The sequence below is a fragment of the Rhodococcus sp. HNM0569 genome (assembly GCF_012726205.1).
Classification (GTDB): domain Bacteria; phylum Actinomycetota; class Actinomycetes; order Mycobacteriales; family Mycobacteriaceae; genus Rhodococcus_F.
The window spans coordinates 59,914-75,471 of record NZ_JAASAE010000014.1 but is presented as its reverse complement, the minus strand read 5'-3'; the positions used below and the strand labels follow the sequence as shown (position 1 = coordinate 75,471).

16 protein-coding genes and 1 pseudogene are annotated in these 15,558 nt (G+C 70.4%); 6 read left to right on the top strand and 11 right to left on the bottom strand.

Features of this window, described 5'->3' with window-relative positions; all coding sequences use genetic code 11:
* Positions 1-7: 7 nt before the first annotated feature.
* A complete protein-coding gene (locus tag HCA44_RS17330) occupies positions 8-898 on the bottom strand; it encodes a LysR family transcriptional regulator ArgP (RefSeq protein WP_169650570.1) in 891 nt (296 codons plus the stop codon).
* A gap of 87 nt (positions 899-985) precedes the next feature.
* On the opposite strand from HCA44_RS17330, the gene HCA44_RS17325 reads away from it, so the two are divergent.
* From HCA44_RS17325 to HCA44_RS17315, 3 genes are all read left to right on the top strand, one after another.
* A complete protein-coding gene (locus HCA44_RS17325; protein WP_169650569.1) occupies positions 986-1,612 on the top strand; it encodes a LysE/ArgO family amino acid transporter in 627 nt (208 codons plus the stop codon).
* 10 nt (positions 1,613-1,622) lie between these two features.
* Positions 1,623-2,309, top strand: a complete 687-nt coding sequence (locus HCA44_RS17320) for an SDR family oxidoreductase (protein WP_169650568.1) — start codon at positions 1,623-1,625, stop codon at positions 2,307-2,309.
* Between the two features lie 120 nt (positions 2,310-2,429).
* Positions 2,430-2,732 (top strand): DUF4193 domain-containing protein, encoded by a 303-nt coding sequence (locus tag HCA44_RS17315; protein ID WP_169650567.1) that lies wholly within the window; start codon positions 2,430-2,432, stop codon positions 2,730-2,732.
* 85 nt (positions 2,733-2,817) lie between these two features.
* Here the strand turns inward: HCA44_RS17315 and HCA44_RS17310 are convergent, their stop codons facing one another.
* From HCA44_RS17310 to HCA44_RS17275, 8 genes and pseudogenes are all read right to left on the bottom strand, one after another.
* Positions 2,818-3,564 (bottom strand): anti-sigma factor, encoded by a 747-nt coding sequence (locus tag HCA44_RS17310; RefSeq protein WP_169650566.1) that lies wholly within the window; start codon positions 3,562-3,564, stop codon positions 2,818-2,820.
* Complete coding sequence (gene sigK, locus HCA44_RS17305; RefSeq protein ID WP_169650565.1) at positions 3,557-4,171, bottom strand: ECF RNA polymerase sigma factor SigK; 615 nt, start codon at positions 4,169-4,171, stop codon at positions 3,557-3,559. The genes HCA44_RS17310 and sigK overlap by 8 nt, the downstream gene beginning before the upstream one ends.
* 68 nt (positions 4,172-4,239) lie before the next feature.
* Positions 4,240-5,046, bottom strand: coding sequence for a DUF1295 domain-containing protein (locus tag HCA44_RS17300; RefSeq protein ID WP_169650564.1), 807 nt, complete (start codon positions 5,044-5,046; stop codon positions 4,240-4,242).
* Positions 5,043-5,942 (bottom strand): annotated as a pseudogene (locus HCA44_RS17295) (cyclopropane-fatty-acyl-phospholipid synthase family protein); the annotation flags it as partial. The gene HCA44_RS17300 and the pseudogene HCA44_RS17295, both read right to left, overlap by 4 nt.
* A 65-nt stretch (positions 5,943-6,007) precedes the next feature.
* Positions 6,008-7,303 (bottom strand): class I SAM-dependent methyltransferase, encoded by a 1,296-nt coding sequence (locus HCA44_RS17290; protein ID WP_169650562.1) that lies wholly within the window; start codon positions 7,301-7,303, stop codon positions 6,008-6,010.
* Positions 7,300-8,034, bottom strand: a complete 735-nt coding sequence (locus HCA44_RS17285; protein WP_169650561.1) for a DUF1365 domain-containing protein — start codon at positions 8,032-8,034, stop codon at positions 7,300-7,302. Before HCA44_RS17285 ends, HCA44_RS17290 begins: the two co-directional genes overlap by 4 nt.
* The gene (locus HCA44_RS17280; protein WP_169650560.1) at positions 8,031-9,356 is read right to left on the bottom strand and encodes an FAD-dependent oxidoreductase; all 1,326 of its coding nucleotides are present in this window, start codon (positions 9,354-9,356) and stop codon (positions 8,031-8,033) included. Before HCA44_RS17280 ends, HCA44_RS17285 begins: the two co-directional genes overlap by 4 nt.
* 57 nt (positions 9,357-9,413) lie before the next feature.
* Entirely contained in the window at positions 9,414-11,525 is a 2,112-nt protein-coding gene (locus HCA44_RS17275; protein WP_169650559.1) for an efflux RND transporter permease subunit, read from the bottom strand.
* Positions 11,526-11,631: 106 nt separating this feature from the next.
* Between HCA44_RS17275 and HCA44_RS17270 the strand changes: the two genes are divergently transcribed.
* Positions 11,632-12,990 (top strand): TIGR01777 family oxidoreductase, encoded by a 1,359-nt coding sequence (locus HCA44_RS17270; protein WP_169650558.1) that lies wholly within the window; start codon positions 11,632-11,634, stop codon positions 12,988-12,990.
* Between the two features lie 9 nt (positions 12,991-12,999).
* Positions 13,000-13,419 (top strand): carboxymuconolactone decarboxylase family protein, encoded by a 420-nt coding sequence (locus tag HCA44_RS17265; protein WP_169650557.1) that lies wholly within the window; start codon positions 13,000-13,002, stop codon positions 13,417-13,419.
* Positions 13,420-13,469: 50 nt separating this feature from the next.
* Here the strand turns inward: HCA44_RS17265 and HCA44_RS17260 are convergent, their stop codons facing one another.
* Together HCA44_RS17260 and HCA44_RS17255 are read right to left on the bottom strand one after the other, a co-directional pair.
* Positions 13,470-13,907 (bottom strand): VOC family protein, encoded by a 438-nt coding sequence (locus HCA44_RS17260; protein ID WP_169650556.1) that lies wholly within the window; start codon positions 13,905-13,907, stop codon positions 13,470-13,472.
* Positions 13,907-14,512 (bottom strand): DinB family protein, encoded by a 606-nt coding sequence (locus HCA44_RS17255; RefSeq protein ID WP_240945598.1) that lies wholly within the window; start codon positions 14,510-14,512, stop codon positions 13,907-13,909. The genes HCA44_RS17260 and HCA44_RS17255 overlap by 1 nt, the downstream gene beginning before the upstream one ends.
* A gap of 62 nt (positions 14,513-14,574) precedes the next feature.
* Here HCA44_RS17255 and HCA44_RS17250 point away from each other — a divergent pair, with 62 nt between their 5' ends.
* Positions 14,575-15,555, top strand: a complete 981-nt coding sequence (locus HCA44_RS17250) for a YafY family protein (RefSeq protein ID WP_346764773.1) — start codon at positions 14,575-14,577, stop codon at positions 15,553-15,555.
* Positions 15,556-15,558: the final 3 nt, after the last annotated feature.

Here is a 15,558-nt window from a genome sequence, read left to right as displayed (position 1 = left end):
GTTTTGCTCAGAGCCGCCGCAACACCGCACCGGCCGCCGTTTCGACGGCCTCGGTGACGGCGGCGAGTGCGGGCGAGTCGAGCTTCCACCGCTGCCAGTAGAGCGGTACGTCGACGACGCTGTCCGCCGCGACCTCGATCAGTTCGCCCGCGCGCAGCGCCTCGCCGACCTGGATGTCCGGCAGCATGCCCCACCCGAGCCCGTATCGGATGGCGGACGCGAACGCGGTGGACCCGGGAACGTGGTGTCGGGGCGGCGCGAGTTCGCGGCCGGTGCGGTCGCGCACGTACCGGGCCTGCAGGTCGTCCTTGCGGTCGAACACGAGCATCGGGGCGCGCGCGAGTTCGGCGGCGCTCGCGCCGTCGGGAAACCAACGGCGCGCGAACTCGGCGGTGCACAGCGCTCGGTAGCGCATCGCGCCGAGCGGGGTGACGGTACAGCCCTGCACGGCCTCGGGTTGCGAGGTGACGGCCGCCATCGCGGTGCCGTCGCGCAGCAGCTCGGTCGAGTGGTACTCGTCGGCGCGGAACAGCTCGAACAGGATGCCGAGCTCGCGCGGCACTGCGGCGAGCGCAGGCACGACCCACGTGGTGAGCGAGTCGGCGTTGACGCCGACGGTGACGGACACGGCGTCGCCCGCGTGCGGATCGAGGTCGCCCAGCGCGTCGGCCTCGACGCGCGCCACCTGCCGCGCCATCCGCAACACCACCTCGCCCGACTCGGTGGTCCGCACGGGCTTCGAGCGCTGCACCAGGACGCGGCCCACCTGCTGCTCGAGCGCGCGGATCCGCTGGCTGACGGCGGACGGGGTGACATGAAGCGCGCGGGCGGCGGCGTCGAACGTGCCTTCGTCGACGACCGCGACGAGCGTGCGCAGTTGCGAGAACTCGATGTCCACGCCTCGCAGCATAATCTGAAGTTCTACTTACGGTACTGAAGAAAGTTCAGCTGGACTGTCGAGCTCGGGCTTCCTACCTTTGCTCGTGTGCTTTCCGTTCCCGTCTTCCCCGTCGCGGCCGCCGGCTTCGGAACCGGCCTGTCGCTGATCGTCGCGATCGGCGCACAGAACGCGTTCGTGCTCCGGCAGGGGATCCTGCGACACCACGTGCCGATCGTCGTCGCGGTGTGCGCGGTGTCCGACATCGTGCTGATCTTCGCCGGGACAGCCGGGGTGTCAACGCTTCTCACGCACGCGCCGGGCATGTTCGACGTCCTGCGCTATGCGGGTGGCGCTTTCCTGCTCTGCTACGGCGCGCTCGCGGCCCGACGCGCAGTGCGCGGAACCGCGGGTCTCGACACGGACGAGCGTGGACCCGACCGCTCGGCACCGGCGGTCGTTTTCACGTGCCTCGCGCTCACGTGGCTCAACCCGCACACCTACCTCGACACGGTCGTGCTGCTCGGCACGGTCGGCAACCAGCAGGGGGACCCGGGCCGATGGGTCTTCGCGCTCGGAGCGGTCGTGGCGAGCCTCGCGTGGTTCCTCGCGCTCGGTTTCGGCGCGCGCCTGCTGCGCGGCGTCTTCGCGCGGCCCGTCGCGTGGCGGGTGCTCGACGGCGGTGTCGCCGCCCTGATGCTCGCACTGGCAGCCGGCCTGCTGCTGGGCGCGTGATAATCGGGACATGCGTCCCACAGCTCTCGTCACCGGCGCGTCCCGCGGCCTCGGCGCCGCGATCGCCCACGCCCTGGCCCCCACCCACGATCTCGTGCTCGGTGCACGCACCCGCGAGGCCCTCGACCCGATCCTCGCCGAAATTCCCGGCGCGCGGCCGTTCGTCGCCGACCTCACCGACGACGACGCGGTCACGGCGGCGGTCGACGAGTTGACCTCGAACGGGGTCACGGCGCTCGACGTCCTCGTGCACAACGCGGGCATCGCCGAACTCGGCACCACCGAGGAGGCCGCGCCCGACATGTGGCGCCGCACTTTCGATGTCAACGTCGTCGCCGTCGTGCAGCTGACTCGGTTGTTGTTGCCCGCATTGCGCGCCGGGCACGGGCACGTGGTGTTCGTGAACTCGGGCGCGGGACTGCGCGCGAACCCGGGCTGGGGCGCGTATGCCGCGAGCAAGTTCGCCCTCAAAGCGTTCGCAGATGCACTGCGCGGCGAAGAATCCGAGCTCCGCGTCACGTCGATCCACCCCGGCCGTATCGATACCGAAATGCAACGTGCGATCGTCGCGCACGAAGGTGGCCAATATCACGCGGATCGGTACCTGAAGCCCAAAACCGTAGCGACAGCAGTCCGTAACGTCGTGCAGACTGCCGACGACGCGCATCCCACGGAAGTGATTCTGCGCGTTCGCTGAGATTCCCGAAAATTGGTGGTTCGACCCGGGCACAAATTGGGAACCCCGGGCGTTGAGAAGGCACCGGCGCCCGTACGGGACACACGCCCGGGGATTGACGAGCTGAGCCAGGAGGAAGCCATGCCCACCGACTACGACGCGCCCCGAGTCACCGTCGACGACGAGATCGCTACGGACTCGCTCGAGGCATTGCAGGTCAAGCGCACCAACTCGCAGACGTCGGCTGCCGACGTCGAAGAGAGTGACACCGCCGAGTCGTTCGAGCTGCCCGGCGCCGATCTCTCGGGCGAAGAGCTGACCGTCAAGGTCGTGCCGAAGCAGCGCGACGAGTTCACGTGCACGCGGTGCTTCCTCGTGCACCATCGCTCGAACCTCGCGTCCGACGCGAACGGCGAGATGATCTGCGAGGACTGCGCGGGCTGACGCGACGTGCCCTTTCCACCCGCGTCCACGGGTGGACGGGGACACGCGTGTCCTCATGCCCCGGTTCCGGTCCGAAGCCGGACGGTCAGCCGAACTCGAGCATGGCGAACGGATCCCCCGTCGGCTGCGGCGATCCGCCCACCGGTTCCACCGTGAACGCGAGCGCGGACGCGTCGTCGATACCGTCGACGGTCGTCGTCATCGACGGCGCCGGGCCCTCCATCTCCATCATTCCGGCCGACACGGGCTCGTCCTCCATCAGCCACATCTGGTACACCGAGCCGGTGGGCGGTGCGGCCATGTCGTTCATGACGACCACGCCCGCATCGACCGAGTGCGAGAACACCACCGTCACCGTGCCGCCGTCCGCGAGGTCGGACGAGACGGTGCGCACGTCGGACGCCGTGAGCACCTGCTCGGTGACCGACATCGCGGGCCGGTCCTGGCCGAGCCTGCTGATCCCGATTCCGCCGACAGCGACGACGATCACCGCCGCAGCCGCGGCGACGGCGGTCAGGACGCGATAGCGACGGCGTCGGGCCTCGAGGGACACCGGCCGCTGTCCCGAATCCACCGGCGTCCCACTCTCTCCGGGCAGACCCTCGAGAATGCGTTCGAACAAGCCCGCGGGTGCGGGCACCGCGGTGGCGGACGACTGGACGGCCATCGTCTCGCGCACGTCGCGCACCAGCGCTGCGAATCGGTCGCGTGTCTGCGGGTCGGCCGCGGCGAGTGCGGACTCGATGCGTGCGCGTTCGGCGTCGTCGACGGCGTCCAACGCGTACACCTGTGCCGAGTCGAGGAGGCCCCCGGTGTCGTCGGGTTCACTCACCGGCGATCACCCCCAAGCACCGTTCGAGACGTCGCAGACCGTCGCGAATGCGGCTCTTGACGGTCGGCAACGCGACCGTGAGCCGCTCGGCGACCTCCCGATAGGTGAGTCCCCCGTAGTACGCGAGCACCAGCGACTTCTTCTGCACCTCGCTGAGCGTTCCGAGGCAGTCGACGACGGCATTGGTTTCCGCCCGCATCGCGACCTCTTCGCTGACGGCGTCGAACGCACCGCTCCAGGTGCGTGCGCCGTACACCGCGTCGCGTTCCGCAGTGGACTGTTCCGAGCGGACCCGATCGACGGCGCGCCGATGTGCGAGCATCACGACCCAGGACACGGCCGACCCTCGCGTCGAGTCGAAACTCTCGGCAGAGCCCCACACCTGCAGGAACACCTCCTGCACCGTCTCCTCGCTGTATCCCGGGTCCCGCAGGATCCGCAGAACCATCCCGTACACCCGCGCGCTGGTACGCGAGTAGAACTCGCCGAAAGCCTCGGTGTCGCCGCGACCGATCCTCGTGAGAAGGGCGGCAAGTTCGTCGTTCTCGCGCACGCGGCCCTCGTCGGCACCGCCCCCGCCTGCGTGGCTGCCGCCGTCGGCGCTCATGTACGTGATCCGCTCATCACCGACGACGATAACCGGCCTACGGCGCAGGGGGGTCACAGCGAAGGCATTCACGACGACCCACACCTCCGACTTCCCGGCGGCCACGGCACGAACATGCTGGTGCGTCGTTGGTACTCGCGGTAGCCGGGGCGGCCGACCATCGACCGCTCCAGCAGCCGCGCACCGGTGGCGAACACGAGGAAGTAGGTCATGACGGCAGGCGAGGCGACGGTGAGCATGCCCGGCCAGGCGCTCGCGGCCACCAGCCACACGCCCCACCACACGCAAGCGTCGCCGAAGTAGTTCGGGTGACGGGTCCACGCCCAGAGCCCACGGTCCATGACGGCCCCGTGCTCGGGGTCGGCTCGAAAGGCCGCGAGCTGCCGGTCGCCGACCGTCTCGAAGACCACCCCGAGCAGCCACAATGCGACACCGACCGTCACCACCGCCCAGCCCGCGCCCGACGTCGGGCCCGCGACGGCCGATACCTGGATCGGCAGCGACACGAACCATTGCGCCGCGCCCTGGGTCGCGAAGATCTTGCGGGCCGCCGTGGCACGGCCCCCACCCGCCCGCGCAAGCATCTCGGAGTACCGCGGGTCCTCGCCTCGGCCACCGGTCTTGCGTGCCATGTGCCATCCGAGCCGGCAACCCCAGACGCCGGTGAGCGCGACGAGGATCCACGCGCGGGGATTCGCCGCGTCGCCGACCAGCACCGCAGCGAGCGCGACGAGCACGAAACCGGGTCCCCACACGACGTCGACGACGTTGTATCGGCGCACGCGCACCGCGGCGACGAAGGTCACCGTCTGCAGGACGGCGAGGGCGACTGCGCTCGTGCATGCGACGACGGCGAAACCGCTCCACCCGGTCACGACGCCTCCTCGGGTCGCGTCATGAGGATCTGGTCGACGCCCATGCGCCCCTGCGCGAACGCGGTACGACCGCCCGCGAGATACAACTGCCATACGCGCGTGACCTCGAGGCCCACCAGAGCCACGATCCGGTCACGGTTGCGTTCGAAGTTGGCGATCCAGCCGTCGACGGTGTGCGCGTAATGCGGGCCCATCGGCTGCATCTCGACCAGCTCGAGTCCTGCCGCGGTGAGCAGTCCGACTGTGTCCGCGGTCGGACGCATCGTCATGTCCGGTGCGATGAACGATTCGATGAACGGCCCGCCGCCGGGATGTCTGCCCTCACGCGACATCTGCTGCACGAGCACCCGTCCTCCGGGGACAACGGAATCGCGCAAGGTACGCGCGTAGCGGCCGTACTGCCGCTCTCCCACATGCTCGCCCATCTCGAGCGACGCGACGGCATCGTGGACGCCGTCGATCTCGCGGTAGTCGCGCAGCTCGATCCTGACCCGGTCGCCGAGCCCGAGGTCGGCGATGCGTTTGTCCGCGAACGCTTTCTGTTCGGCCGACAGGGTCACGCCGACCACGCGTGCGCCGAAATGCGTGGCGGCGTGGATGCTCAGCGCGCCCCAACCGCATCCGACGTCGAGCAGGGTGGCGCCCGGTTCTCCGAGACCGACCTTGCGGCAGACCATGTCGAGCTTGGCGTACTGCGCCTCGTCGAGCACGTTCTCCACAGCCTGTGGATTATTCGGTGGACAACTCGTGAAATACCCGCTCGAGTAGGTCATCCGGGAATCGAGGACGAGGCGGTAGAACTCGGACGGAAGGTCGTAGTGATGGCTGATCACGGCACGATCACGTCGTAGTCCGTGCAACCGACCGCGAATGCGGGCCTGGCTGACCGGATTCGGAGGCCGCCGTAGCGACGACCGGTCGAAGGCGCCCGTGCGCAGCATCTGTTCGAGTTCGGCGGCAGTCATGACCCGTCCTTTCCTCGTGCGAGCACGATCTGCTGCACATCGAGATAACCCGAGCGGAATCCGGCTTCGGAATAGCCGAGGTAGAAGTGCCACATGCGCCGGAAGACGCTGTCGAAACCGAGCCCGGCTACGTCACCGGCAGCGGCGTCGAACCGCTCCCGCCACAGCCGCAAGGTCTCGGCATAGTGCCCACCCATCAGGAGGCGATCGGTGACCCGCAGCGTCGTACGGCGGCGCGCGACCGAGTCGATCGCCTCCGTCGACGGCAGGAATCCGCCGGGAAAGATGTACTTGTGCACCCAGGTGTACGTGTTGCGGGTCGCGAGCATCCGCTCGTGCGGCATCGTGATCGCCTGCAGCGCGACGCGTCCGCCGGGCGCCAACACGCGATCGAGCACCTCGAAGTATGCGGGCCAGAAGTCGAATCCGACGGCCTCGATCATCTCCACCGACACGATTGCGTCGTACTCGCCGTCGACGCTGCGGTAGTCGAGCAGGTCGACGACGACGCTGTCCTGGACTCCCGCTTCGGACACACGACGGCGCGCAAGCGTGCGCTGCTCCTCGGACAGGGTCACCGACCGCACGGTCGCACCACGCCGGGCGGCGCGCACGCACAGCTCGCCCCAGCCTGTACCGATCTCGAGCACCCGCGTTCCCGGCCCCACCCCCGCGGCGTCGAGGAGCCGGTCGATCTTGCGGATCTGCGCGAACGCGAGGTCGTCCCAGTCGGGAGCGGGCCGCGGCTGCGCGACCCGGACGACACGCGCGCGTCCGAGTCGCCGCGAGTCACGCGGAGCCTCCGCGCCGGGGAACAGCGCCGACGAATAGGTGAGGGTCTCGTCGAGGAACGTCGCGAACAGCTCGTTCGACAGGTCGTAGTGGCGCGCGATGTTGCTGCGCGCGGCGCCCGCGGTCCCACGTTCGCCTGCGGGCTGGTGGCGCACGTACAGCGCCCGCAACCGCNCGCCCACGAGGTCGGGGGAGGACCATTCGCCCGCCATGTACGACTCGCCGAAGCCCACGAGACCGTCGCGGCCGACACGGCGCGTGAACGCCTCCGGATCGCGCACGACCATCCGCGGGCAGCCGCTCGTGCCACCGCCGAAGAGCTCGCCGTCGGGGTACTCGACGCACACCGGCAGACGTGCGACCGCGCGGCGGAACAATGCGCCCGCGACCGCCCCCGCCATGCGAGCGCGCGTCCCGGTCGGTACCTCGGCGAGGCCCGGCCATCGAGCGGTGTCGATACCGACAGTCGCGTCGGTGACCCCGAGTCCGTCGGTACTCATGGGACGGTCTCCTCTCTGCGCTTCGAGGCATCGGGCCTCCGCGTGATCGGAACCCCCCGCGCCCACAGGCGGAGGCCCTGCCATCGGATGCGCGCTGCCACGACGAGCGGCGCGAGCGGCGCCCGCACGGTGTGCGCGAGCAGCGTCCGCGTCGTGACGGGGGAGCGGGTGCCCGTCATGCTCGCGACGAAGGGCGGATGCCCGTCGCGGTGCAGGACGATGCGGACCGCGAGCCGCTCACCCGGCTCCGGCACGTCGAGCTCGTAGTGCCCCGAGACGCCGTGGAACGGTGAGACGTAGAACCGTTTGCCGACCCGCGCATGCCCGTCGGAGTCGGGGCGCAGGACGTAACTGTGCCGCTGCCCGTAGGTGTTGTGAACCTCGGCGATCACCGCGACGAGCACGTCGGCGCTGTCGTGGCACCAGTACAGCGTGAGCGGGTCGAACACGTAGCCGAGCGCGCGTGCGTTCATCAGCGCGTCGACGCGGCCCTCGGCCCGCAGACCGTGCGCGGCGAGCAGTGCGCCGACCCGCGCGCGCAGCGTGTCGGGCCCGGCTCCGGCCGGTTCGAGGTGGTCGGCCGCGCGGAAGGCCGCCAGCGGGGCGAGCAGTCGTGGCAGCACGGGCAGGTCGGCGACGTCGACGAGCCACGACATGCTGTGGTACTCGAATGCATGCCGTACCGGTGCGGTACGTGCGTGCCGAATCGTGGTGCGGTAGATCGCCGTCATGCAGGCACCTGCACTCGGCCACCTGCCGAGCCGTCGGGCTCGCCCCAGCGGACCCCGAGTCGTGCCGCGGCCCGGACACCGGAACGCGCGCCGTCCTCGTGGAAACCCCACCCGTGATAGGCGCCCGCGAACGCCAGCGTGTCGGAGTCGAGGTCCGGCAACCGCTCGCGGGCGGCGAGCGAATCGGGGGTGTACTGCGGGTGCTCGTAGGTGGTCTCGGCGAGCACCGAATCCGGGGCGACCCGTTCGCCGCCGCCGAGCGTGACGAGGAATCGTCGACCCGTCCACGGCAACTGCATGAGCCGGGTCATGTCGTAGGTCACGAGCACCTCGGTCGCGGCCGACCGGCCGGAGGGGATCAGACAGTTCCACGATGCCCGTGCCCGCGCTGCACGCGGCAGCAGCGAGATGTCGGTGTGCACCTGTGCGTGATTGCGGCCGTACGGTATCGCGCCGAGCACCGACTTCTCCGTCGCAGTGGGCGAATCGAGCATCGCGAGCGCTTCGCGGGGATGGGTGGCGACGACCGCCGCGTCGAAACTTCTCGTGGCACCGTCGGCGGTGCGCACCCGCACGCCGTCCCGGTAGCGCCGGATGCTGTGCACACCGTTACCGACGAGCACCTCGTCGATGCCGGCGGCGACGGCCTCGACGTAACGACGCGATCCGCCCGTGACGGTGCGCCACGTCGGCGAGCCGAAGACGGTGAGCATCCCGTGATGCTCGAGGAAGGTGAACAGATATCGGGCCGGATAACGAAGTGCCGTCACCGCATCACAGGACCACACGGCGCCGACGAGCGGAGTCACGAACCAGCGCACCAGGTTGTCGCCGAATCCGTTGCGTCGCAAGAACTCGTCGAGAGTTTCCTCGGATCCCCCCGGCGCGTGGAGCAACGCCCGTGCGCGGCGGTGGAAACGGGTGATCTCCGCGAGCATCGCGAGATAGCCCGGACGGAACAGATTCGCCGGCGTAGGGAACAGGCCGCCGAGCCCACGTGCACCGGCGTATTCGAGACTCGTGTCGTCGCACCGCACCGACATCGACATGTCGGTCTCCTGCGTCTCGACGCCGAGCTCGCGGAAAAGCCGCTGCACCGTCGGATACGTCCGGTCGTTGTGGACGATGAATCCCGAATCGACGGCGACGGGCCCGTCGACGTCGAAGACGTGTGTGTGCGCGTGCCCGCCGAGCCGGTCGTCTGCCTCGACGAGCGTCACATGATCGCGGCGCGCGAGCACGTGTGCCGCGGTCAGTCCCGCGATACCCGACCCGACGACCACGACGCGGCGACGCGAACGGTCCTCTCGACAACTCTCCATACCCGGTATTCGGGGCCGGGCATCGCGCGGATGGGACGGTGTGGGCCGCCTACCTGGTCAGTCGCGCCCGTCGTTGCGGGCGAGTGCGGACGGCCACCAGACGCGTCGGCCGATCTCGAGCGTCAACGCTGGTACGAGCAGGGTGCGCACGACGAGCGTGTCGAGCAGGACGCCGAACGCGACGATGAACGCGATCTGCGCGAGGAACTGCAACGGAATGACGGCGAGCGCACCGAACGTCGCGGCCAGCACGACACCCGCGGACGTGATGACGCCGCCGGTGATCGCGAGGCCGCGTCGCACACCTTCGGCGGTGCCGTGCCGCAGCGCTTCCTCACGGACCCGCGTCATGAGGAAGATGTTGTAGTCGATGCCGAGGGCGACGAGGAACACGAACCCGAACAGCGGCACCACCGGGTCGGAGCCGGGGAAGTGGAAGAGGTGGTCGAACACCAGCCCCGACACGCCGAGCGCCGACGCGAACGACAGCACGGTGGTCGCGAGCAGCATCACCGGCGCCACCAGCGCGCGCATCAGCAACGCGAGCACGACGAACACCACCACGAGCACCGCCGGAATGACGACGGACCGGTCGCGGGCCGCGGTGGTCTGGGTGTCGAGCTGCGTCGCGGTGGGGCCGCCGACGAGGACCTCGCCGCCCTGCCACGTGCCGGACGCGAACTCGTCGCGGATGCGCGAGACGGTGTCGACGGCTTCGTCCGAGTCGGCCGGATCGGTGAGCGTCACCTGCGCCATGACCTGCCCGTCGACCGTCTTGGGCGGCCCGGCGGGCGCGCCCGTCTCGCTCACGAACCGCACGCCGCCGGGCGCGACCCCGTCCACGCCGTCGAGCGCGCGGGCGACGCCGTCCGCGTCGGCGGCACCCGCGACGACGAGGGTCGGGGAGCCGCTGCCGCCGGGGAAGTGTTCGCCGAGCACGTCCTGGCCCTCGACCGACTCGACTCGGTTGAGGAACACCGACGACTGCGGCACGCCGCTCGACTCGAACTGCGGTACGAAGGCGGCGCACACCACGAGCAGCAGGCCCGTGCCGATCCACACGCGCGTGTGGCGCGTCGCGACGACGCGCGAGAGCCGCCACCACAGGCCCTGCTCGTGGGCGCGTGTCGCGTCCTCGGGCGCCGTGACGACGGTAGGTCGCTTGGGCCAGAACGCGGCGCGGCCGATCAGCACGAGCGCGGCGGGCAGGAACGTCAGCGACGCGACGTACGACGCGGCGATGCCGAGCGCGGCGACCGGGCCGAGACCGCGATTGGAGTTCAGATCCGACAGCAGCAGGCACAGCACGCCGAGGATCACGGTGCCCGCCGACGCCGAGATCGGCTCCAGCACCCCGCGCCACGCGCGTCTCATCGCCTCGTAGCGGTCGTCGCGATCGCGTAGTTCTTCACGGAACCGGGACACGAGCAGCAGCGCGTAGTCGGTGGCCGCGCCGAACACGAGGATGAACAGGATGCCCTGACTCTGCCCGTTGAGCGCGATCGCGCCCGCATCGGCGAGCACGTAGACGAGCGCGCTCGCGAGCGCGAGCGCGAACACCGCCGACAGCACGACGACGAACGGCAGGATCGGACTGCGGTAGACCACGATCAGGATCACGATCACGACGGCACCCGCGACGAGCAGCAGCAGCCCGTCGATGCCCGCGAACGCCTCCGACAGGTCGGCCGTCTGGCCCGCGGGCCCCGACACGTAGACCGACAGGCCGCCGGGGACGCCGGACGAGATGTGTTCGCGCAACTCGTCGACGGTCTCGCCCGGGTCGCCCGTCGCATCCACCGGCACGATCACCTGCGCGGCACGGCCGTCTTCGGACGGCACGGGCGGCGAGCCGCCGCCCACGACACCCGGCACGTCGGTGCCCGCGAGGGTGCCGAGGAATTCGAGATCACCCGGCGTGACACCCGACTCGCGTTCGGCGACGACGACCGCGGGAATGACGTCGCTGTCCGAGAATTCGCGCTGGAACTCGGCGACCTTCGTCGCGTCGGCGCTCGCAGGAAGAAAGGACGTGCTGTCGTTGGACTGCACGTCCGTGAGCTTGCCCGCGAACGGACCGCCGACGCCTGCGACCGCGAGCCAGGCGAGCACCAGCAGCGCGGGAATCAGCCATCGTCGAACCGTGTGCGTGCGCTGCGTGTCGTTCACTGGCCCCTCGTCCCCGTGGCGTGCGTGTCCGGTTTCGGGCAACCGTACCGAAACCCGCGCACTCGACCCGCCCCTCGGGCCACGCCGCGGGCGTTACCGTCGAGTGATGGACCACGAGTTCGAGCAAGTCGTCGACGCCCCTCGCAGCGAGGTGTTCGCGTGGTTCGCGCGCCCGGGTGCGCTCACGCGGCTCTCGCCGCCGTGGCTGCCGATGACGCCGGTGCGGGAGGCGTCCGATCTCGCCCGCGGCGAGGCGGTGCTGAAGCTCCCCGGCGGGCTCACGTGGACCGCGCGTCACGACCCGCACGCATACCAGGACGGACTGCGGTTCGCGGACCGCTCGGCCTCGTTCCCGCTGCGGACGCTCGTGCCGTGGCGTCACATTCACGTGTTCTCCGATCTCCCGGACGGGCGCACCGAGGTCACCGACCACGTCCGCACCCGGGTGCCGCTCCGCGCCCTCGAGCACACCTTCCGGTACCGCCACCGCCAACTCGCCGACGACCTCGCGGCGCACCACTGGGCGGGCGCGTATCTCGATCGCCCGCTCACGGTCGCGGTGTCCGGCAGTTCCGGCATGGTCGGCACGGCGCTCACGGCATTCCTGACCACCGGCGGGCACCGCGTGATCCGGCTCGTACGCGGCACACCGCGTGGCGACGACGAGCGCCGTTGGGATCCGTCGTCGCCCGCTCCCGACCTGCTCGCAGGCGTCGACGCGGTCGTGCACCTCGCGGGTGCACCGATCGCGGGCCGGTTCACCGGCGAGCATCGCGCCAAGATCCGCGGCAGCCGGATCGAACCGACGCGACTGCTCGCCGAACTCGCCGCCGCGACACCGGACGGGCCGGGCGTGTTCGTCAGCGCGTCGGCCGTCGGCTTCTACGGCCCGGATCCGGGCGACGAGGTCCTCACCGAAGACGCCGACCGAGGGGACGGTTTCCTCGCCGACGTCGTCGTCGACTGGGAAGCGGCGACGCTGCCCGCCGAGCGGGCAGGGCTGCGCGTCGTGAACGTGCGCACCGGCATCGTGCAGTCGACGCGCGGCGGCGTGCTCCGGCTGCAACGGCCACTGTTCGCGCTCGGACTCGGTGGCCGGCTCGGCAGCGGCGAGCAGTGGACCCCGTGGATCGACCTGGACGATCTCGTCGACGTGTATCACCGTGCACTCGTGGATGATTCGCTGTCGGGACCGGTGAACGGCGTGGCCCCGTCGCCGGTCCGCAATCGCGAGTACACCGCGGTGCTCGCGCATGTGATGCACCGGCCGGCAGTGTTTCCCGTCCCGTCGCTCGGCCCCGCGCTGCTCCTCGGACGAGAGGGGGCGCGCGAACTCGCGCTCGCCGGCCAACGTGCCGTCCCGCAGCGGCTGACCGAACGCGAGCACCGGTTCCGCTTCCCGGATCTCGCGTCGTGCCTACGGCACCAGTGCGGTCACCTGAGCCGGGAGGACGCCGGTTCGTAAGCTGGGCTCATGAGTGAGAGCAGCAGCAACCCCCGCGACGACCAGTTCTCCGATGCCGTGCGCGCGGGGCTTCGCGTGCGCCGCGAGGTGATGAGCGACCCGTTCGTCGATGCGGCCCTCGACCGCACCGCCGGTACCGAGAGCCAGGTGATGCAGGAGTTCGTCACCGAGCACGTGTGGGATGCGGTGTGGAACCGTCCCGGTCTCGATCGCCGCAGCCGCAGCCTCGTCAACCTCGGCATGCTGATCGCGCTGCGCGCGCACGGCGAACTGCGCGGGCACGTGCGCGGCGCATTGCGCAACGGGCTCACGCGCGACGAGATCGTCGAGGTCGTGGTGCAGGCGAGCGCGTACTGCGGTGCGCCCGCGGGGCTTTCGGCGATGGCCGTCGTGCAGGAGGTGTTCGAGGCCAACGTCGCCCCGGAGTGAGGCCCCGTGCGTGAAACAGGCGTACAGAGACTCGCAAAGTGCTCACGGGGTCAGTCGAGGCAGAACTCGTTGCCCTCGGGGTCGGCCATGACGATGTGCCCGGACCCGAGCGGCGGCGCGGGCTCGAACCGGGTGAGCCGCTGCGCACCGAGCGCGGTGAGCCGTTCGGCCTCCGCCTCGAGCGCGGCCATGCGGTCGTCGCCGGACAGCCCCGGAGCCGCCCGCACATCGAGGTGCACACGATTCTTCGCCTGCTTCCCTTCCGCCACGCGCTGGAAGAACAGCCGCGGCCCCGCACCGTCGGGGTCCACCACGCCCGACGCGTCGTTGCGCCGCTCGGGCGGAATGCCCATCGCATCGAGAGCCTCGTCCCACGACGCGAAACCGCCCGGCGGGTCCTGCAACCGGTAGCCGAGCACGTCGGCCCAGAACGCGGCGAGCCGCGCGGGGTCGGCCGCGTCGAACGTGATCTGGAGGTCGCGCGCCATCAGAGTGTCCTTTCGGTCGGTGCGCCCAGTGGGGCGCCGTGTGTGTGCTGGTACAGGTCGCGCAGCAGGCACACCTCGCCGAGGTGATGGATCAGCTCGCGATGGATGTGCAGCACGAGTGTCGCCATCGGCCGGTCGCCGAACGGGCCTTCGGCCTCGCCGCACGGCCGGGCCAGTCCTGCCTCGCCGAGTGATTCGACGCCCGCGAGCCACGTGGCGTACTCGGCGTCGAGCTGCGCGAGCGCGTCGGCCGCGGTGGTGGCGTAGTCGAAAGCGAAGTAGTCGGTGGCCTCGCGACCGAAGTGCGCGGCATTGCGCACCGCGAGCACGCCGACGACGACGTGCCCGAGCCGCCACGCGATCGTGGTGAACGGCGGCGGATCGGGTTCGGGGAACGCGAAATCGATCGTCATCTCGCCCGAGCCGCCCAGGACGGGCGCCGTGCTCGTGCCCCGCGGCCGCACGCTCCACGTGTCGGCGACCGGTTCCCAGAAGTACTCGTCGTCGGTGAGCCCGTCGAGCCGGGCGCGCAGTTGGTTGTTCCAGTGCCACTCGATCTGGTCGCGCAGCTGGAAGTTCCAGTCCAGTGAGGTCTGTTCGGTCATGAGCACACCGTCGCGCAGATAGCGGACAGCTGCCTTCCGCTATGTGTGGAAGTATTCGATTCGTGACCGCCGAGGGAACCACCGAACGCGTGTTGCGCCTCCTCGCAATGCTGCAGCGCAGGCCGTCCTGGACCGCGACCGAGTTGGCTGCCGAACTGGGCGTCACCGAACGATCCGTGCGGCGCGACGTCCAGCGGTTGCGCGCACTCGGCTATCCCGTGCACGCGACGGCGGGAGTCGGTGGCGGCTACCAGCTCGGCGCAGGCACCCGGTTGCCGCCGCTGCTGTTCGACGACGACGAGGCGATCGCGACGGCCGTGTCCTTGCGGCTCGCGTCGCGCGGCACGGTCGCCGGTGCCGGCGAGGCCGCCCTGCAGGCGCTGACCAAGCTCGACCAGGTGATGCCGCCGCGGCTGCGGGCCGAGATCCGTGCGGTGCACGACGCGACCGACACGCTGATCGGCCCCGGCATCGAGATCGGCGCCGACCTGCTGGTCACGCTCGCGCGGGCGTGCCGCGACGCGGTGCGCGTCCGGTTCCGGTATCCGAGCCGTCGGGGTCCCGACGGCGACACGGAACGGACGGTCGAACCGGTGCGCATGGTGACCACCGGCCGCCGCTGGTACCTCATGGCGTGGGACGTCGACCGCGCCGACTGGCGCACCTTCCGGCTCGACCGCATGCAGGACGTCACGGCAGGAACGTGGAGGTTCCGCCCGCGCGCCCATCCGGATCCGGTCGAGTACGTGCAGCGGTCGGTCACCGAGGCTCCCTACCGGCACACCGCGCGTGTCCGGCTCCGCGCACCTGCCGAGACCGTGCGCCGGCTGGTGCCCGCCGCGGTGGGCCGCGTCGACGACGAGGCCGCAGGCGAGGCTGGCGAGCAGTGGTGCCTGCTGACCGTGGGCGGCGACGAACTCGACTGGATCGCACTGCATATCGCGCGCATGGGGTTCGACGCCGACATCCTCGACCCACCGGAACTGCGCGACACGGCGGCCCGGCTCGCGCGACGGCTCGCCGCGATGGTCGACGACGGGTGACGC